Here is a 19940-nt window from a genome sequence, read left to right on the forward strand (position 1 = left end):
TTCACAACTTCAGCTTACGCGCTCAGTGCGGCAATACCCGCCTTGGCAATTTGCACATCTTCGGTCGATTTCACGCCGGAAACGCCGACCGCACCAAGATACTCGCCGCCAATCACGATAGGCACACCGCCTTCGAGCAGACCTTCCAGGTTTGGCGCGGTAATGAATGAAAAACGACCATTGTTGATCATGTCTTCATAGATTTTCGATTCGCGCTGGCCCAGCGCCGAGGTCTTGGCCTTGGCTGGTGAAATGTGGGCCGAAATAGGCGCTGCGCCGTCCAGGCGCTGCAGCCAAAGCAGGTGGCCGCCTTCGTCCACGATCGAAATCGTCACCGCCCAATGATTCTTCAGTGCTTCAGCCTCTGCCGCAGCAGCAATTTTCTTGACATCATCGAGTGTCAATACCTGTTTCGATTTCATTTTTGCTCCTTGTGAAAATAGAGATAATTGTACTTTAGTGCATCGCAATAGGCACTCGCCGCAACCGCCTTCCCGCCAGATTATTTCTGGCCCGCTACTTGCTTTAAAGAATCAGGAATTCGGACCAAGCTTGGCTCAATGTAGGATAGATCCGATTTTAATTGTAAAATTGTCATGATATAGTAACGCTCTTTCGCCTGACAGGTTTGACAGGCGACTCTTATTCCCTTACATTCATGCGGTCGTAATGTCACAGAGCCCATCTAACACGATGACGATTAAAGAAGCCTTCCCACTATTCCAGACCCTGGCCCTGGCTTGCACACTGATTGCCAGTTTGTGGCTGTGCAGTCCCGCGCGAGCATCTGACATTACCGAATTCGACTTGCGACCTCAACCCCAGCCGCTTAGCACTCGCAGCAAACTCCAGCAATTCACCGACCGCGCCTCGGACCTGGCAGTCAGCGCGATGGGCATGATTGGCATTCATTACAAATACGGTGGCAACAACCCGGAAAACGGGCTTGATTGCAGCGGCCTGGTGCGTTACGTATTCAAGGATGCCTGGGGCGTCAACGTTCCCCGCACGGCGGCAGAGCTGAGCCGCAGCGGCGAAAAAATCGACAAACAGGATTTGCAGCCGGGCGACCTGGTGTTCTATAACACGTTGCGCCGCAGCTTCTCCCACGTCGGCATCTACCTCGGCGACAACAAATTCATTCACGCCCCTTCTACTGGCGGCAAGGTCCGCATTGAGAGTATGGATCTGAGCTACTGGAAATCACGCTTTAATGGTGCACGCCGCATTAACGACCCGGAACCGGATAGCGACAACCACCAGTAATCCACAAAGACAGCACATGTTGTTCTTGACGCAAAAAGCCCCTGCCAGTCCAAGACTGCCAGGGGCTTTTTAATTTGCAGCTACCAGCCACAGCGATCCACCTGAAATTGCCCGTCTTTTGAATAGGCTGTCGGCCACGCCAAGCCAGCCCTCTACTAAAAACTGAACAAAATCTGATTCCCCGGAAAGCCATTATCCTGACTTACTCGTCGCGCTTGTCCTTCAGCTTCTTTTTGATGATTGCCATTTGCGCCATGGTCGCCTGTTCGCCTGCCAGGATCGCAATATTGCGCGCGGCGAAATCATTACCTTTCATCGCTCCCAGCTCGGGACGGATGACAATATCCGCATCTTTCAATTCGTAGTTGTTGATGCTTTGGCCCATGATCGCAAAAGTCTGCAGCAGCACATCGACCGAGCTGGAAGCCGCCTGCGCTTCCGGCGACGCGGAAATATTCACGGCGATCACGAAATCCGCCCCCATTTCATGCGCAAAACGCACCGGCACCGGCGACACCAAGCCACCGTCGACATATTGCCGACCGCCGACAACCACCGACTGGAACACGCCGGGCACCGCTGAAGAGGCGCGCACGGCGACTCCTGTATTGCCACGGCGGAACAGGATGGGTGCGCCGGTATTCAAATCCGTCGCCACCGCGCCGAAAGGAATCTTCAATTTTTCAATCGGCACATTGTGGATGGTCTTGTTGACGTAATTCTGGATCGCCTCGCCCTTCAGCACGCCGCTGACCTTGGCGAAAAACGGCACCGACCAGTCCGAAATTGCAGCCTCGTCCATTTGCAGTGCAATCTTTTGCAGTGCAAAGCCGTTGTTACCAGCGGCATACATGGCGCCGACTACGCTGCCGGCGCTGGTACCCACCACGATATCAGGCACGATGCCCTGCGATTCCAGCGCCTTGATCACGCCGATATGGGCAAAACCACGGGCCGCGCCGCCACCCAGCGCCAGGCCGATCTTGATCTGTCTGGCGGCTTTCGGCTGAACAACCGGCATCGTCGGCGTCACGGCCACTGGTGTCTGCGGTGCGACTTGCCCCCCTCCGATACAGGCGGACAAAGCGGCGCACAAGGCCACGCTGATGGCGAAACGGGAGGAAGACAGTAAACGCGGAAATGGCATGGCAGTCTGCAAGGTTGGCGAGGCACAAGGTACGCGCAAACGATGTCAACATCGACAATCAATGCGGCCGGCGACAGGGAGTCGCCGCAGAATTGTAGCCGATGTTGACCGCTTCGGCTCAGGCCGCCAGTACTTAGACCAGTACTTAGTCTTCCGCTTCGGCAACGATCGAGGTGGCCGGCAACCTGACGGTAAATACGCTACCTTCGCCTGGCCGCGACTCTACGCCCAACGTGCCGTGATGGCGCAACAGCACGTGCTTGACGATCGCCAGCCCCAGGCCGGTGCCCTGGGTTTCCCGCGAGCGGCTCTTGTCTACCCGATAAAAGCGCTCGGTCAGGCGGGAAATATGCTCGCCGCTGATGCCGATGCCCGAATCGCGGACCACCAGTTGCGGGCCGGCCTTGCTGTTTTGCCAGGCAATCTGGATCTTGCCGCCGGCCGGCGTGTAGCGCACCGCATTTGAAATCAAGTTGCTAAAGGCGCTGCGCAACTCGTCGTGGCTGCCGTTGATATCCGGGCCGTCGACCGCCAGCGAAAGCACGTGCTTGCCTGCAGAAAGCACTTCCGCTTCCAGCAGCAGGTTATGCAGCATGGCGTCGATATTCACGGGTTCCGGCCGCAAGGGATAATCCACCGATTCCAGCCGGGTCAAAGTCAGCATGTCGCCAATCAGATTTTGCATGCGGTGGCCCTGCTCCGTCATCAGTTGCAGATGGGCCGAGCGGGTTTTCTGGTCCAGGTCGGGCTGCGCCTGGGCGATCTCCAGGAAGCCGTTAATCACTGTCAGCGGCGTGCGCAGTTCATGCGAGGCATTGGCGATAAAATCGCGGCGCATCATGTCGATCCGTTCCGATTCGGTGGCGTCATGCGTCACCAGGATCTGGCGCCGGTTTTCAAACGGAATGATCTGCACGATCAATTTACGTTCGCGCAAACTCAAGGTTAGCGGCTGGTCGTAACGGCCAAGGATGATGTAATCGATGAAATCCGGAGTGCGGATCAGGTTGGTCACGCGCATGCCCTTGTCACGTCCGTGCTGCAGGCCGAGATGCCGCTCTGCGGCCGGATTGCACCACTCCAGGAACAGCACGTCATCCATGATGACGACGCCATCCGGCAGCAAATGCATGGCTTGGCGGAAGCGCGCCAGCCACTCGCTCAGTTCCGTCTGGTGTTTTTCATCGTCGCGCCGCAGGCGGTACAGGCGTGAAAAAATATCAGTCCAGGCGCCCCAGCCGTCCGGCAGCTTCTCGCTGCGCGGATTATCCAGCCAGCCGCTGAGACGGAACAGGTAGTGCAGTTGCACCACCACCGCCACCGACATCAGGGCGAGGCCCAACAGCAGGCCGGGCGTTGCGCCAAACAAGGCCCAGACGATGCCTGAGGCGACAAAGATCAACAGGATCCGCAGCAAAGCCGGGATCCAGAACAACATCTGTGGATTCATAAATGACTATTCAGCGATGGAGGCATCGATTGCGCCGGCCAGCCAGACGCGCAAGCCGGTGGCCTGCCCGAGGACTGTAGTGGCTTGTATTGTGCGCTATTTTGCCGACAGCATATAGCCGACGCTGCGCACGGTGCGAATCAGGTGTTCCGATTCCCGCAGCGCCTTGCGCAAGCGCAGCACGTGGACGTCGACTGTACGTTCCTCGATGACCACGTGGTCACCCCAGACCTTGTCCAGCAACTGGCTGCGGGAAAACACCCGGTCAGGGTTGGCCATGAAAAATTTCAGCAAACGATATTCGGCGTGACCGATATCGATCTTCTGGTTCTCCAGGCAGACCGAACAGCTGGCCGGATCGAGCGACACCGCGCCGGCCGACATCATGCCCGGAGCTTCGTCGCCGCCTTTGCGCCGCAGCAGGGCCTTGACCCGTGAGGTCAGTTCACGCGGCGAGAACGGCTTCGTCATATAGTCGTCGGCGCCGTTGTCCAGCCCCTGGACTTTGTCCTCTTCCATGCTTTTCGCTGTCAGCATCATCACCAGCATGGATTGCAGCTGGCGGTCGGCGCGCATCTGCGACAACAGGCGCAGACCGCTCTGGTCCGGCAGCATCCAATCCAGCAAGACCAGGTGCGGCATACGGCGCTGGACGAATTCCCAGCCGTCCGCAGCGGTATGGACGATGGACGGGGTCCAGCCTGCTTCCTTGATAGTGAAGCCTATCAATTCGGCAATCGCCGGCTCGTCTTCAATAATCAGGATCGAGGTTTTATCAGCAGCCATTTTTGGGTGCGTAGTTAACATTGATTAAAATATTAAACTTCGTCGTCGAGCTGGCTGGCCGCATAGTCGGTATGACGGATGTCCTTGCCCTCGACAATGTAAATCACGTATTCGGCAATGTTCTTGGCATGGTCGCCAATCCGTTCGACAGCCTTGGCCACCCACAATGTATCCATCGATGCAGAAATCGTCCGTGGATCTTCCATCATGAAGGTAATCAGGTTACGCATGATCGAGCGGAAATCGCGATCGATCACGGCGTCCTGCGCGATCAGGCGCATCGCCTGCTTCTCATCCAGCCGCGCCAGTGCATCCAGCGCGTCATGCAGCAGATCGGCAGCGCCGCTGGCGATTACACGCACGGTTTCGGTATGGTCGATGGTGCCGATGCCACGCTTGTGCAAGTGAATCGCGGTGCGGGCGATTTTGGCGGCTTCGTCGCCGATGCGCTCCAGGTCGGTAATCACCTTGATGGTGGCCATCACGGTGCGCAGATCGTTGGCGGTTGGCTGGCGACGCACGATCAGGTGGCTGCAGGCGTCGTCCAGTTCGACTTCCAGGCGATTGACCTGGTCGTCATCCTTGATCACCCGTTCCGCCGTATCCAGGTTGCCGTTACGGAAAACATTGATCGCTTCCTGGAACTGCCGCTCAACCAGACCGCCCATGAGCAACACTTTGGAACGTATGGTTTCCAAATCCGTGTCGTATTGTTTTGAGGAGTGTTCGCCAGTCATCTGTTTTCTCTCTGTTCTTTGCGGTGTGTATTGTTAACCTGAGGTTAACCTGGGTTCGCGAAGTTCGCGTATCAACCAAAACGGCCGGTAATGTAATCCTGGGTTTCCTTGCGCGCTGGATTCATGAAAATCTGGTCGGTCTCGCCGAACTCCACCAGCTCGCCCAGATACATATAGGCGGTAAAATCTGAACAGCGTGCAGCCTGTTGCATGTTGTGAGTGACGATGGCGATGGTGTAATCCTGCTTCAATTCGCTGATCAGTTCTTCTACCTTGGCAGTCGAAATCGGGTCTAGCGCAGAAGTCGGCTCATCGAGCAGCAAGACATCCGGGCGTACCGCAACACTGCGGGCGATGCACAAACGTTGTTGCTGGCCACCGGACAGGCTCAGGCCGCTCTTGTTCAGCTTGTCCTTGACTTCGCCCCACAATGCCGCCTTGGACAACGCCCATTCGACGCGTTCATCCATTTCACCCTTGGGCAGATTTTCGTACAGGCGGATACCGAAAGCGATGTTGTCGTAGATCGACATAGGAAACGGCGTCGGCTTCTGGAAGACCATGCCGACCTTGGCGCGCAACATGTTCAGGTCTTGCCCCGGCTCCAGGATATTGCGGCCGGCATACATGATCTTGCCTTCGGCGCGCTGGCCTGGATACAGGTCATACATGCGATTGAGCGTGCGCAGCAAGGTCGATTTACCGCAACCCGACGGGCCGATAAATGCGGTCACTTTCTTTTCATTCACTTGCAGATTGATATTCTTCAAGCCCTGGAAATTGCCGTAGAAAAAATTCAGCTGCGAGATTTCTATGGTCGGCGGCTTCATTGGCGTCTTCATGGAATTCATTTCGAATTGATTCGGTTTCATTGAGGTTTGCATGATAAGGATGGCAATCTAATTGAATACATAAGCCTGAAATTCAGTCTGAAACTCAGCCCGGAATTTTCTGGCTGAATAATGAGCGCGAAACGATGTTCAAGGCCAGCACACTGAAGGTGATCAGCAACGCCCCGCCCCATGCCAGCGGCACCCAGTTGTCAAACGGGCTCATCGCAAACTGGCTGATGACTACCGGCAGGTTGGCGATCGGCTTGTTCATGTTGGTGCTGAAGAACTGGTTATTCAACGCAGTGAACAACAGCGGCGCAGTTTCGCCGGCGATGCGCGCCACCGCCAGCAAGACGCCGGTAACGACGCCGGCCTTGACCGCGCGCAGACGCACCAGCAAGGCGACTTTCCAGCGCGGCGCACCGAGGGCGAATGCTGCTTCGCGCAGATTGCCCGGCACCAGCTTCAGCATGTTGTCGGTGGTGCGCACTACCACCGGGACCGCAATCAGCGATAGCGCAAAGGAGCCGGCCCAGCCGGAGAAGTGCCCGACCTTGGCAACGTAAATCGCATAAACGAACAAGCCGATCACGATCGATGGCGCCGACAACATGATGTCGGTCACGAAACGCGTCACCTGCGCCAGCTTGCTTTCTTCGCCGTACTCGGCCAGGTAGATGCCGGCCAGGATGCCGATCGGCGTGCTGATCACGGTCGCCAGGCCCACCAGCATCAGGCTACCGATAATCGGATTCAGCAAGCCGCCGGCGCCAGAGCCGGGAGCCGGTGTATTTTGCGTCAGGATGCCCATGTTCAGCGCGCCGAAGCCCTTGATCACCAAGGTCGCCAGAATCCATGCCAGCACGGCAATTCCCATGGCCATGGCCAGGAACGACAGCACCATGCCGATACGATGCATCAACAGGCGTTTGCGATAGACCGGATTGACTTGCCGGCTGGCCAGGACATCAGTGTCCGCTTGCAGGGAATGACTCATTTGGTGCCTTCTTTACGGGACATGCCCATCAGCATGATTTTAGCGATCGACAAGACGATGAAGGTAATCACGAACAGGATCAAGCCCAGCGCAAACAAGGCCGACACGTGCAGCGTGGTGGAAGCTTCGGCAATTTCATTGGCCAAGGTCGACGCGATACTGTTGCCCGAGGCAAACAGCGACCACGACAAGCGCTGCGCATTGCCGATCACGAAAGTCACCGCCATGGTCTCGCCCAAGGCCCGGCCCAGGCCCAGCATGACACCGCCGACAACACCGGTTTTTGCATACGGCAGCACCACCTTGCGCACCACTTCCCAACGGGTGCAACCAAGGCCGTAGGCCGATTCTTTCAACACGGCGGGGACGACTTCAAAGACGTCGCGCATCACGGAGGAAATAAATGGAATGATCATGACCGCCAGGATCAGGCCCGCGGTCAACAGGCCTATGCCCATTTTAGGGCCGCTGAACAAGACCCCGATGAGCGGCACATTGCCCAGCGTGGAAGCCAGGAACGGCTGGCCGTACTCGGCAAACAGCGGCGCAAACACAAACAGCCCCCACATGCCGTAGATGATGCTTGGCACGCCGGCCAGCAGTTCTACCGCCGTGCCTAACGGCCGGCGCAGCTTGGCCGGGCAGATTTCAGTCAGGAACAGCGCAATCCCGAAACTGACCGGGAACGCGATCACCAGCGCGATGAACGAGGTCACCAGCGTGCCGACGATTGCAATCATGGCGCCGTAATGGTCGTTGACCGGATCCCAGTCCACGGTGGTGATGAAGGAAGGACCAAATTCGTGGAATACCGGCCAGGCACCGATCGCCAGGCAGACGATAATCCCCAGCAAAACCAGCAGCACGATCAGTGAAAACAGCAGCGTAACCTTGTGGAACAGAAAATCCTGGATCCGTTGCTTGCGCATCGTGGCAAGCAAGGTCTGATGCGATAAACCCGCCTGTTCAGCGGAGCTTGTCTGGGGTGAGATCGATTGTGCCATGACAGGAATATTTGCACTCATGAGTAGCGATATCCGATGAAGAATAAGATGCGGCGGCAAAACTTCCGGCAGCCGGACCGCGCTCGACCTGAAGATGTTTCGCGTGGAGACTAGGTGTACTAAAAGTATTCAACGACGCGAGCAGCAGATCAATTTTCCCTGACCGCTGCTCGTTGCACAATTAAAAATAGATGAAATATCTACATCAACAAACATCAACAAACACTTGCGATGCGGACCAGGGCCCGCATCGCGTTAAAACAATTACCAGACTGCCTTACCGGCGTTGTCCTTGATTTGCGCTTTCCAGGACTCTTCGACCAGTTTGACCACCGAAGCAGGAATCGCCACGTAGTCCAGTTCGGTAGCCGATGCGCCGCCGTTCTTGTAAGCCCATTCAAAGAACTTCAAGACTTCCTTGCCCTTGGCTGCGTCAGCCTGGGTTTTGTGGATCAGGATGAACGAAGCGCTGGTGATAGGCCAGCTGGTCTTGCCGGCTGCGTCAGTGAAGTCCACTGCGAAACCTGGCGTCTTGGCCCAGTCGGCGCCGGCTGCGGCGGCCTTGAAAGTTTCGTCGTCCGGTTGCACAAAGCTGCCGTCACGATTTTTCAGCTGAGTGTGCAGCAGTTTGTTTTTCTTGGCATAGGCATATTCAACATAGCCGATCGAGCCCTTGATCTTTTGCACGTTGGCGGAAACGCCTTCGTTACCCTTGCCGCCTACGCCGACTGGCCATTTGACCGCGGTACCGGCACCGACGACGCTCTTGAAGTCAGGGCTGGTCTTCGACAGGTAGCTGGTGAACACAAACGATGTGCCCGAACCGTCAGCGCGGTAGACCACGGTGATATCGGCTGCCGGCAATTTCACGCCTGGATTCAGGGCCGTGATTTCAGGTGCATTCCATTTGGTGATCTTGCCCAGATAGATCTCGGCCAGCAACGGACCTGTCAGCTTGATCTCGCCCGGAGTCACACCATCCAGGTTCACGACCGGCACCACGCCGCCCATGATCGCAGGGAACTGCGCCAGGTTGTCGGCGTTCAGGTCTTCCACCTTCAACGGCATGTCGGACGCACCGAAATCCACTGTCTTGGCTTTGATCTGCTTGATGCCGCCGCCGGAACCGATCGATTGGTAGTTCAGGCTGTTGCCGGTTGCGCCCTTGTAGGCTTCAGCCCACTTGGAGTAAATCGGATAAGGAAAAGAAGCGCCGGCGCCGGTAATTTCGGCAGCCATGACTGAAGAAACCGCTACTGTCGAACCCATCGCGAGAATGGCGGCTTTGACGAGGTGATTCAATCGCATTTATTACTCCCTTGTTGACTATAGATATGGTGTGCCCGAGTCGAGACTGTTGTGAAATTCATCTCCTCGCAAGGAAGTCGATTTCACAACAGCCCCTAAGACAGGGCGAACTCTAACCAAGATTTATGACAGCTTTATGACGAGGGAAAAATGAATGTTACGGACATTGGATTGCCAGTAAAATAACAATTGCTGCACCGCAATTTAAGCGTGGTTACGGGACAAGAATCGCTGGAGGACCACTTATCGATATGACAATATAGAACCTGTACAACACTTCCATTTTCTTCATCAAGCTGTCATATTCACTGCATACACTCCGCCCTACCATGAGACCAGCCGCCTGATTCATGAACAAAAAAACCAAGTCGGACGATAATACGAAGCAATTAAGCGCCCGATTGGGCGCCGACCCCAGCTTTTTGAATCGCGAATTGTCGCAACTTGCCTTCAATCGTCGCGTGATGGCCCAGGCTGAAGACCGCCATATCCCCCTGCTGGAACGATTGCGCTACTTATGCATAGTCAGCAGCAATCTTGATGAATTCTTTGAAGTCCGCATCGCCAGCCTGCTCGCCAACAGCCAGGCCGAAGGTGTGAATACCGAACCACCGGCGCTGGTGGCAGCGCTGGAACGCACCAGCATCGAGTGCCACCAGATCGTTGATCGCCAATACGCCATCCTCAACCAGACAATTTTGCCGCAGCTGCCGGCCAGCGGCATCCGCCTGCTACGGCATAGCGACCGCAACGAAGAGCAACGGGCATGGGTAAAGGCTTTCTTTGACCAGGAGATCCGGCCGCTGCTGACTCCCATAGGGCTGGATCCGGCCCACCCTTTTCCCCAGGTGGTGAACAAGAGCCTTAATTTCATTGTCGAAATGGCAGGTAAAGACGCCTTTGGGCGCAGCACTTCGATCGCCATCATCAAGGCGCCGCGGGTGTTGCCGCGGGTGATCAGGCTGCCGGACGTGCTGTCGACCAGCGGCGTCTCGTTCTGCCTGTTGTCGTCGATTATCCATGCGCATATCGGCGATCTGTTCGGCGGCCGGCAGATACTCGCCTACTCCCAATTCCGGGTCACCCGCAACAGCGACCTGTGGGTCGACGAAGAAGAAGTGAAAAACCTGCGGCAAGCCTTGCAAAGCGAATTGCAGAGCCGCCAGTTCGGCGTCGCGGTCAGGCTGGAGGTGGCGCGCAATTGCCCGCAGCATCTGGCGCAGTTCCTCCTTGAGCAGTTTGCGATAGCCCCCAATCGCCTGTATGCGGTCGACGGCCCGGTCAACATGGTGCGGCTGTCGGAAATGATCGATCAGATCAATGACCCCGCGTTGCGCTTCCCGCCCTTCGCCGCCGGCCTGCCTGCGCACCTGGATTCGGCTGGCGACATTTTCGAGCAGCTGAAGCAGAAAGACGTCCTGTTACACCATCCCTTCCAGTCGTTCCAGCCGGTAGTCGATTTTGTCCGCTCCGCCGCATTCGACAGCAATGTGGTGGCGATCAAGCAGACCATTTATCGCACCGGCATGAATTCCGACCTGATGGAAGCCCTGATCCTGGCGGCGCAACGCGGCAAGGAAGTCACCGTGGTGGTGGAGTTGATGGCGCGCTTTGACGAAGAAGCCAATATCAACTGGGCCGACAAGCTGGAACGGGCCGGGGCGCAAGTGGTGTATGGCGTGGTCGGCCTGAAAACCCATGCCAAGCTGTCGCTGGTGATTCGCCGCGAGCGCGACAAGAGCGGCAACGGCGAGCTGCGCTACTATGCCCATCTCGGCACCGGCAACTACCACCCGACCACCACCAAGCTCTATACCGACTTCGGCCTGCTGACCTCGAACCAGAAGCTGGCCATCGAAGTCAACGAAGTGTTCATGCATCTGACCAGCTTGAACAAACCCAAGAAAATGGATTACCTGTGGCTGGCGCCATTCTTGCTGCAAAAAGAAATCATCCGGGCGATTCACAATGAAGCCGAGATAGCCCGCAAAGGCCGGCCGGCGCGGATTGTCGCCAAAATGAATGCGCTGCTCGATGAATCCGTGATCCGCGCCCTATATGAAGCTTCGGCTGACGGCGTCAAGATCGAGCTGATCGTGCGCGGCGCCTGCGCGCTCAGGCCCGGCGTGCCCGGCCTGTCCGAAAACATTCGTGTGCGCTCCGTGATCGGCCGTTTCCTGGAGCACAGCCGCATCTATTATTTCCGCAACAATCTGCAGCACGACGTCTACCTGGCCAGTGCCGACTGGATGAACCGCAATCTGTTCCGGCGCGTCGAAGTGGCCTTCCCGGTACTCGACAAGACCCTCAAAAGACGAGTCATCAACGAAGGCCTGACGCCTTACCTGAAAGACAACACCAATGCCTGGGATCTCGGATCCGACGGCAACTGGAGTAAACCCAAACCACACCGGCGACAGAAACAATACAGTGCGCAACGCCACTTGATGCTGGCCCTAGGCGCACTTTCCCCCTCGCATTCGTCCACACACTCTTCCACCAAGTGAGCAAGGAAAAAACATGGAATTGATCCTATGGCGTCACGCAGAGGCGGAAATCGGCGAACCGGACGAGGGCCGCGCCCTGACCGGCAAAGGCCACAAACAAGCATGGAAAATGGCCGACTGGCTGGATCGCAACCTGCCGCACAGTTGCAAGATCATCAGCAGTCCGGCTACCCGCACGGTGCAAACGGCAGAGGCGCTTGGCCGTAAATTCAAGACCCACCCCGATCTCGCCCCCGATTGCAGCGCAGAGCAATTGCTGGCCGTCGCCAACTGGCCCAACAACCGCGAACCGGTGCTGATCATCGGCCACCAGCCGACGCTAGGCCAGGTTGCAGCCTTGCTGGTAGCGGGCCAGATGCAGGAATGGTCAATCAGAAAAGGCAATGTCTGGTGGATTGCACAACGCGAACGTGGCGACATTACCACTAACTTCCTGAAGGCCGTGATGTCGCCCGACCTGATCGCCAAATAGGAAGCGTCGGAAACCACAAAACCCCCGCTCAAAAACCTGCATGGCGTGCTGGCAGGTGGTATATTTGCGGCCAGCTTGGAAATGGTTTTTGATTTATACCGTTGTTGTGAAACTGCAGGTTTTCTGCGGCATTTCTTTGCATAAGATAAAATGGGAATTGCGTTGCATATTTTACAACTATATATCCCGCTGTAATGGACCACACGTACCGGATCACCCAAGAGGTAAGGCATGCTCTATCAATTTCACGAATTCAACCGGTCCTTGCTGCATCCGCTGGTGCAATGGGCAGATGCCGGCACCAAGCTGTTCACCGATCCGATCTCGCCGCTGGCCCACACGCCGTTTGCACAACGCATCGCGGCCGGTTACGAGTTGATGTACCGCATCGGCAAGAATTATGAAAAACCGGCGTTCGATATCACCGACACGCTAATCAAAGACAAAGAAGTCGGGATTATTGAAGAAGTCGCCACATCCCTGCCATTTTGCCGTTTGTTGCATTTCAAGAAAGATTTGAGCGGCAAAGAATTTGCCGCCCTCAAACAACCCACCGTCCTGCTGGTAGCGCCGCTGTCCGGCCATCACTCGACCCTGCTGCGCGACACCGTGCGCGGCCTGCTGCCTGAGCATGACGTCTACATCACCGACTGGACCGACGCCCGCATGGTGCCCGCCAGCGAAGGCGCCTTCCATCTGCATGACTATATCTATTACGTCCAGGCTTTCATCAGGCTGCTCGGCCCGGACTTGCACGTGATTTCGGTTTGCCAGCCAACCGTGCCGGTATTGGCGGCGATTTCGCTGATGGCGACTGACAAGGACAGCCATCTGCCGAAAAGCATGACCATGATGGGCGGGCCGATCGATCCGCGCAAATCGCCGACCGAAGTCAACAACCTGGCCACCGACAAACCTTTCAGCTGGTTCGAGAATACCGTTATCTACAGTGTGCCGGCCAACTATCCTGGCTTTGGCCGCAAGGTTTATCCGGGTTTCCTGCAGCATGCCGGTTTCGTCGCCATGAATCGCAGCCGCCATGCCCAGAGCCATTGGGATTTCTACATGCACCTGCGCGAAGGCGACAATGAATCTGCGGAAAGCCATCGCAAGTTCTATGACGAATACAACGCAGTGCTGGACATGCCGGCCGAATACTATCTGGAAACCATTAAAACGGTGTTCCAGGACTTCAGCCTGCCGCAAGGGACCTGGGAAGTCGGCGGCAAGCTGGTGCGGCCGCAAGATATCAAGACTGTGGCGCTGTTCACCATCGAAGGCGAACTGGACGACATTTCCGGACCGGGACAAACCCAGGCCGCCCACGATTTGTGCAGCGCCATCCCGAAAGCCAAGAAGCAGCATTTCACTGCCGACAAGTGCGGCCACTTCGGCATTTTCTCAGGCCGCCGCTGGCGTGAGATCATCTGCCCGAAAATAACTACATTCATTAAAGATAACGCCTGATCATTAGCGCTATCAAACGCTAGATTAGCGACATCGCGTTTACAAAGCCGTTCCTGCATAAGGAACGGCTTTTTTCATTCACCGTTGCAGCTCTATTCGGCACGTATATTCAGCCTCGCGGAGTTAGCACGATTTGCTCGGTATAATACCGCCTATGTTGTCATCACCCAGCCTTCCGCCACCAGTGTCCGTACCATCCTCGCCCTCCCTTGCCGACCGTATTGAAGCACTGCTGCCGCAGACGCAATGCACCAAGTGCGGCTATCCCGCTTGCCGGCCGTATGCCGAAGCCATCGCCGATGGCAGCGCTGGCTATAACCAATGCCCTCCGGGCGGCCAGGAAGGCGTCGCCAGGCTGGCGCAATTGCTTCAGCAGCCGGTGATTCCGCTCAATCCGCTGAATGGCGTCGAGCGCCCGCGTCCGGTTGCTGTCATCGACGAAGCCGCCTGCATCGGCTGCACCCTCTGCATCCAGGCTTGTCCGGTCGACGCCATTGCCGGCACCGCCAAACAAATGCATACGGTGATTGCCGACCTGTGCACCGGTTGCGACCTGTGCGTCGCGCCCTGCCCGGTGGATTGCATCGCGATGGTAGACGTCAGCGGCGAACACACTGGCTGGAATGCCTGGGACCAGCAACAGGCCGACGAAGCACGCACCCGCCACGATTTTCATCTGTTCAGGCTGCGCCGCGAAAAACTGGAAAACGACGATCGTCTGGCGGCCAAGGCTGCTGAAAAGCTGAAGGCAGTCGCTGCCGAATCGGCAACCACACCGGAACAGCAAGCCGAGCAATTGCGCAAGAAAGCCATCATCCAGGCCGCCATCGAACGAGCCCGCTTAAAAAAAGAACAACAAGCCGAAGCAGAAAAACCCGACAAACCCGCCATACCCGTTGACAGGGATTCGCAATGAACGCCGAAAAACGCCGGGAAATATTTACCCGCCTACGCGCAGCGCTGCCGCATCCGACCACCGAACTGGAATACACCTCGCCGTTCGAATTGCTGATTTCGGTGATCTTGTCGGCGCAGGCCACCGATGTCTCGGTCAACAAGGCGATGCGCAAACTGTACCCGGTCGCCAACACGCCGGCGCAAATCTACGCACTAGGCATCGACGGCCTGATCCCGTATATCCAGACCATCGGCCTGTATCGCACCAAGGCCAAGAACGTGATCGAAACCTGCCGCATGCTGGTGAGCTTGCACGACAGCCAGGTGCCGCGTACCCGCGAACAGCTGGAAGCGCTGCCAGGCGTCGGCCGCAAGACTGCCAACGTGGTGCTGAATACCGCTTTCGGGGTGCCGACGATTGCGGTCGACACGCATATTTTCAGGGTCTCCAACCGCACCGGGATTGCGCCCGGCAAGGATGTCGATGCGGTCGAACAAAAACTGATGAAACTGGTGCCCGCCGAATTCCTGCTGGACGCTCATCACTGGCTGATCCTGCATGGCCGCTATACGTGTATCGCACGAAAGCCGCTGTGCTGGAACTGCAGCATCGCCGACCTCTGCGACTTCAAGGCGAAAACGCCATTGCCGGAAAAAGGGATATAAAACCATGCAGCACTCACACCCGCACACCGAACATCATTTCGAAGCCAGTGACACCGTACGCGACATCGTCATCGGCATGGCCGATGGCCTGACCGTACCATTTGCGCTGGCCGCCGGCATCAGCGGCGCAGCAGTCGGCATCGATATCATCGTCACCGCCGGCGTCGCCGAAATCGCCGCCGGCTCGATCGCCATGGGCTTGGGCGGCTACCTGGCCGGACGCACACAGCGCCAGCATTACTATGCCGAGCGCGCACGTGAAGAGGAAGAAATCCTGAACGTACCGCATCGCGAACGCAAGGAAGTGATCGACATCATGGCGCAATACGGCGTCACCAAACAGGAATGCGAACCGATGCTGGCCGGCCTGGAGCGCAATCCCATTGCCTGGCGCGATTTCATGATGCGCTTTGAACTAGGCCTGGAAGAGCCGCAAGCGGGCGCGGCCAGGAAAAGCGCAATCACCATCGCGCTCTCCTATCTGGTCGGCGGCCTGATTCCGCTCGGACCGTACATGCTCATGCACTCTATTCCCGAAGCGCTGACCGCCTCCACCGGAGTCACCTTGCTGGCATTGTTTGTGTTCGGTTACCTGAAAGGCAGCGTTACCGGCACCGGCGCCCTCAAATCGGCGCTGCAAACCCTGATGGTAGGCGGCCTTGCCGCCGCCGCCGCATTCTCCATCGCCAGACTGATCAGCTAATTACCATGTTTAATCCATCCCAAGACGATGTGCGCCGCTTCTTTTGCGAAACCTACCGCAAGCACCGCGACCATGAAATCCTGACGCCGCTGGAAGCCATCGCCAGCGACTGGCTGGCGCAGCATCCGGAATATGCGGACGACCTCAAAGACATCGACGCTGCATTGGGCGCGGACTATTCCGTGGAAAACGGCCAGACCAATCCCTTCCTGCACCTGTCGATGCATCTGTCGATCGCCGAGCAGATTTCGATCGACCAGCCGCCGGGGATCAAAGCCGCCGCTATCGCATTGACGCAACGGCTGCAGTCGGAACACGAAGCCCATCACCACATCATGGAATGTCTGGGCGAAATGATCTGGAACTCGCAGCGCAGCGGCTTGCCGCCGGATGGTGCGGCGTATATCGACTGCGTAAAGAAGCGGGTTTAAAAAAAACGCCTGGAAATTCATCCAGGCGTCGAAACCCAAGGGGACACTTGGGCGGGAAATACTTCCTTTTGCAACTCAATGCTGAACGATTGCTTCCTCCGTTACCGGTTGCGGATCCTCTTCATCGCGACGATGGAATAACTGATACAGGATCGGCAATACCAGCAAGGTCAGGATGGTCGACGACAGGATTCCGCCGATCACCACCGTCGCCAGCGGCCGCTGCACTTCGGCGCCGGTGCCGGTCGCAATCGCCATCGGCACAAAGCCGAGCGAAGCCACCAGCGCCGTCATCAGCACCGGCCGCAAACGCGTCAGTGCTCCCTCTCTGATCGCCAGATCCAGACTGCGCCCGTCCTCACGCAAACTGCGGATGAAGGCAATCATCACCAATCCGTTTAGCACCGCCACGCCGCACAGGGCAATGAAACCGACCGCAGCCGAAATCGACAAGGGTATGCCGCGCATCCATAGAGCGACGATACCTCCGGTCAGGGCGAACGGAATGCCGCTGAATACCAGCAAGCCATCCTTGATGTTGCCAAACATCGCAAACAACAAGGTAAAGACCAGCAGCAAAGCGACCGGAATCACGATCTGCAAACGTTGCGTAGCCGATTGCAGCTGCTCGAACTGTCCGCCCCAGCTGGTCCAGTAGCCGGCCGGAATCCTGACCTGCTGCTGCAACTTGTCTTCGGCCTCCTTCACAAACGAACCGATATCGCGGCCGCGCACATTTGCGCTCACCACGATCCGCCGCTTGCCGTTTTCGCGGCTGATCTGGTTTGGCCCTGGCGCCAGCTCCAGGCTGGCCACTTCTGCCAACGGAATGTAGTTGGTGCGGCCGTCGCCGTTTGCATTGCGCGGCAGGGAAATCGGCAGACGCTTGAAGGCTTCCAGGTCGCTGCGCAGGTTTTCCGGCAAACGCACCACGATATCGAAGCGGCGATCGCCCTGGAACAGGGTGCCGGCTTCCTTGCCACCAATAGCCGTAGCGACGACGTCTTGCACATCCGCCACATTGAGTCCGTAGCGCGCGGTCTTGTCACGGTCGACATTTACAGTCAGCATCGGCAGACCGGAAGTCTGTTCGATCTTGACTTCAGTGGCGCCGCTGATCTTGCCCAGTACCTTCGACACCTTATCGGCGGCGTCATTCAAGACGGTCATATCGTCGCCGAAAATCTTGACCGCGACATCGCTGCGCACGCCGGAGATCAGCTCATTGAAGCGCAGCTGGATCGGCTGGGAAAATTCATAATTATTGCCCGGCACATTGTTGGCAGCTTCCTGGATCGCCGCCAGCAGTTCCGGCCGCGACTTCTTCGGCTTGGGCCAACTATCTTCCGGCTTGAGCATGATGTAGCCATCCGAAATATTCGGCGGCATCGGATCGGAGGCGATTTCCGCGGTGCCGGTACGGGCAAAGACGCGCTCGATTTCAGGGAACTGCCGCTTCAGCGTGCTCTCGATCTGCTTTTGCATTTCCAGCGATTGCGTCAGACTGGTGCCGGGGATGCGCAACGCCTGGATTGCGATATCGCCCTCGTTCAGGCTAGGCACAAACTCGCTGCCCAGGCGAGTCGCCAGCACGCCGGACAGCAGCAATACCGCTAACGCACCGCCCAGAACCAGTGGCTTGCGCAGCATGACCCATTCCAGCACCGGCGCATAGAATCGTTTAGCGCCGCGCATCAGGAAATTCTCGGTTTCCGAGACACGTTTTCCGATGAACAAAGCCACTGCGGCCGGAATGAAGGTAATCGACAATATCATCGCGCCAACCAACGCAATCACCACCGTCAGCGCCATCGGATTGAACATTTTTCCTTCAACCCCGGTGAGGGCGAAGATCGGCAGGTAAACCACCATGATGATGACCTGGCCGAACAGCAAGGGCCGGCGGGCTTCCTTCGATGCCGCAAATACTTCATGGAAGCGTTCGCTGCGGGTCAATGGCCGGCCGTGATGCGCTTGCGCATGTGCCAGCCGTCGCACGCAGTTCTCGACGATCACCACCGCACCGTCGATGATGATGCCGAAATCGAGTGCCCCCAGGCTGAGCAGGTTGGCGCTGACCTTGTACTGGACCATGCCGGTGAAGGTGAACAGCATCGACAACGGAATCACCATTGCGGTAATGATGGCGGCGCGGATATTTCCGAGGAACAGGAACAGGATCGCGATCACCAGGATGGCGCCTTCCAGCAGGTTTTTCTTGACAGTGTTGATCGCCTTGTCCACCAACACCGTGCGGTCATACACCGTGATGGCCTCGACCCCGGCCGGCAGGCTGCGGTTGATTTCCACCATCTTGCGGTCGACCGCCTGCGACACTGCGCGGCTGTTTTCGCCGATCAGCATGAAGACTGTGCCGAGCACCACCTCGCGGCCGTTTTCGGTGGCGGCGCCGGTACGCAATTCACGGCCGATGTCGACCTCGCCGACATCGCGGATACGGATCGGCACGCCCTGCACGTTGCCAAGGATGATGTTGCGGATATCGTCAATCGAGCTGACCTGCCCCGGCGCCCGTATCAGCAGCTGCTCGCCGCGTTTTTCGATATAGCCGGCGCCGACATTGCTATTGTTGCGGTCCAGCGCCGAGACGATATCTTGCAGGGTCAAGCCATAGGAAGCCAGTTTTTCCGGCCAGGGAGCGACCTGATATTCCTTGGCGAAGCCGCCGATCGAATTGATCTCGGTGACGCCGCTGACATTGCGCAGCTGCGGCTTGATGATCCAGTCCTGGATTTCCCGCAGATCGGTCGCCGTGTAGGCACTGCCATCGGCCTTCTTCGCGCCCTCCTTGGCTTCCACCGTCCACAGGTAGATCTCGCCGAGGCCGCTGGAAATCGGCCCCATCGCCGGCGCGACTCCCGCCGGCAATTTACCTTTGGCTTCCTGGATCCGTTCATTCACCAGCTGGCGGGCGAAATAAATATCGGTGCCGTCCTTGAAAATCACCGTCACCTGGGACAGGCCGTAGCGCGACAAGGAACGCGTCTGCTGCAGATGCGGCAGGCCCGACATTACCGTTTCTATCGGAAAAGTCACCCGCTGCTCGGTTTCCAGCGGCGAGTAGCCCGGCGCGGCGGTATTGATTTGTACCTGGACGTTGGTAATATCCGGCACCGCGTCGATCGGCAGTTTCTGATAATTGTAGATACCGAGTGCGGCCATCGCAAACACCGCCAGCATGATCAGCCAGCGCTGCTCGATCGAAAATCGTATGATGCGTTCAAACATGGGATCGGGTCCTTATGACT

General features: G+C 57.3%; 18 protein-coding genes. 8 read left to right on the forward strand and 10 right to left on the reverse strand.

Annotated elements, in window-relative coordinates; genetic code table 11:
• Window positions 1–14: 14 nt before the first annotated feature.
• Entirely contained in the window at window positions 15–422 is a 408-nt protein-coding gene (locus ABI171_RS10080; protein ID WP_348092425.1) for a heme-binding protein, read from the reverse strand.
• A 271-nt stretch (window positions 423–693) separates the two neighbouring features.
• Between ABI171_RS10080 and ABI171_RS10085 the strand changes: the two genes are divergently transcribed.
• Window positions 694–1266 (forward strand): C40 family peptidase, encoded by a 573-nt coding sequence (locus tag ABI171_RS10085; protein ID WP_348092426.1) that lies wholly within the window; start codon window positions 694–696, stop codon window positions 1264–1266.
• Between the two features lie 202 nt (window positions 1267–1468).
• Here the strand turns inward: ABI171_RS10085 and ABI171_RS10090 are convergent, their stop codons facing one another.
• The 8 genes from ABI171_RS10090 to pstS all read right to left on the reverse strand — a co-directional run bounded on the left by ABI171_RS10090 (window position 1469) and on the right by pstS (window position 9528).
• Window positions 1469–2287, reverse strand: coding sequence for a patatin-like phospholipase family protein (locus ABI171_RS10090; protein WP_348092517.1), 819 nt, complete (start codon window positions 2285–2287; stop codon window positions 1469–1471).
• 271 nt (window positions 2288–2558) lie between these two features.
• Entirely contained in the window at window positions 2559–3863 is a 1305-nt protein-coding gene (gene phoR / locus ABI171_RS10095; protein WP_348092427.1) for a phosphate regulon sensor histidine kinase PhoR, read from the reverse strand.
• Window positions 3864–3959: 96 nt separating this feature from the next.
• Complete coding sequence (locus tag ABI171_RS10100) at window positions 3960–4649, reverse strand: winged helix-turn-helix domain-containing protein (protein ID WP_098496642.1); 690 nt, start codon at window positions 4647–4649, stop codon at window positions 3960–3962.
• A gap of 32 nt (window positions 4650–4681) precedes the next feature.
• Window positions 4682–5386, reverse strand: a complete 705-nt coding sequence (gene phoU / locus ABI171_RS10105; RefSeq protein ID WP_348092428.1) for a phosphate signaling complex protein PhoU — start codon at window positions 5384–5386, stop codon at window positions 4682–4684.
• A gap of 71 nt (window positions 5387–5457) precedes the next feature.
• Window positions 5458–6258, reverse strand: a complete 801-nt coding sequence (gene pstB, locus ABI171_RS10110) for a phosphate ABC transporter ATP-binding protein PstB (protein WP_348092429.1) — start codon at window positions 6256–6258, stop codon at window positions 5458–5460.
• Window positions 6259–6322: 64 nt separating this feature from the next.
• A complete protein-coding gene (gene pstA / locus ABI171_RS10115) occupies window positions 6323–7216 on the reverse strand; it encodes a phosphate ABC transporter permease PstA (RefSeq protein ID WP_348092430.1) in 894 nt (297 codons plus the stop codon).
• Window positions 7213–8241 (reverse strand): phosphate ABC transporter permease subunit PstC, encoded by a 1029-nt coding sequence (pstC, locus tag ABI171_RS10120; protein WP_348092431.1) that lies wholly within the window; start codon window positions 8239–8241, stop codon window positions 7213–7215. Before pstC ends, pstA begins: the two co-directional genes overlap by 4 nt.
• Before the next feature lie 243 nt (window positions 8242–8484).
• The gene (pstS, locus tag ABI171_RS10125) at window positions 8485–9528 is read right to left on the reverse strand and encodes a phosphate ABC transporter substrate-binding protein PstS (protein WP_348092432.1); all 1044 of its coding nucleotides are present in this window, start codon (window positions 9526–9528) and stop codon (window positions 8485–8487) included.
• A 350-nt stretch (window positions 9529–9878) separates the two neighbouring features.
• Between pstS and ppk1 the strand changes: the two genes are divergently transcribed.
• The 7 genes from ppk1 (at window position 9879) to ABI171_RS10160 (ending at window position 16671) form a co-directional block, all read left to right on the forward strand.
• The gene (gene ppk1, locus ABI171_RS10130) at window positions 9879–12035 is read left to right on the forward strand and encodes a polyphosphate kinase 1 (protein WP_348092433.1); all 2157 of its coding nucleotides are present in this window, start codon (window positions 9879–9881) and stop codon (window positions 12033–12035) included.
• Between the two features lie 13 nt (window positions 12036–12048).
• Window positions 12049–12507, forward strand: coding sequence for a histidine phosphatase family protein (locus tag ABI171_RS10135; RefSeq protein ID WP_348092434.1), 459 nt, complete (start codon window positions 12049–12051; stop codon window positions 12505–12507).
• Window positions 12508–12738: 231 nt separating this feature from the next.
• A complete protein-coding gene (gene phaZ, locus ABI171_RS10140; protein ID WP_348092435.1) occupies window positions 12739–13974 on the forward strand; it encodes a polyhydroxyalkanoate depolymerase in 1236 nt (411 codons plus the stop codon).
• A gap of 154 nt (window positions 13975–14128) precedes the next feature.
• A complete protein-coding gene (rsxB, locus tag ABI171_RS10145; protein WP_348092436.1) occupies window positions 14129–14890 on the forward strand; it encodes an electron transport complex subunit RsxB in 762 nt (253 codons plus the stop codon).
• On the forward strand, window positions 14887–15537 hold the full coding sequence (gene nth / locus ABI171_RS10150; RefSeq protein WP_348092437.1) for an endonuclease III: 651 nt from the start codon (window positions 14887–14889) through the stop codon (window positions 15535–15537). The genes rsxB and nth overlap by 4 nt, the downstream gene beginning before the upstream one ends.
• 4 nt (window positions 15538–15541) lie before the next feature.
• Window positions 15542–16240, forward strand: coding sequence for a VIT1/CCC1 transporter family protein (locus ABI171_RS10155; RefSeq protein ID WP_348092438.1), 699 nt, complete (start codon window positions 15542–15544; stop codon window positions 16238–16240).
• A 5-nt stretch (window positions 16241–16245) separates the two neighbouring features.
• A complete protein-coding gene (locus tag ABI171_RS10160; protein ID WP_348092439.1) occupies window positions 16246–16671 on the forward strand; it encodes a DUF1841 family protein in 426 nt (141 codons plus the stop codon).
• 75 nt (window positions 16672–16746) lie between these two features.
• Here the strand turns inward: ABI171_RS10160 and ABI171_RS10165 are convergent, their stop codons facing one another.
• The gene (locus ABI171_RS10165) at window positions 16747–19920 is read right to left on the reverse strand and encodes a CusA/CzcA family heavy metal efflux RND transporter (protein ID WP_348092440.1); all 3174 of its coding nucleotides are present in this window, start codon (window positions 19918–19920) and stop codon (window positions 16747–16749) included.
• Window positions 19921–19940 lie beyond the last annotated feature (20 nt).

The organism is Collimonas sp., assembly GCF_039923675.1.
In the GTDB taxonomy this organism is placed as follows: domain Bacteria; phylum Pseudomonadota; class Gammaproteobacteria; order Burkholderiales; family Burkholderiaceae_D; genus Collimonas.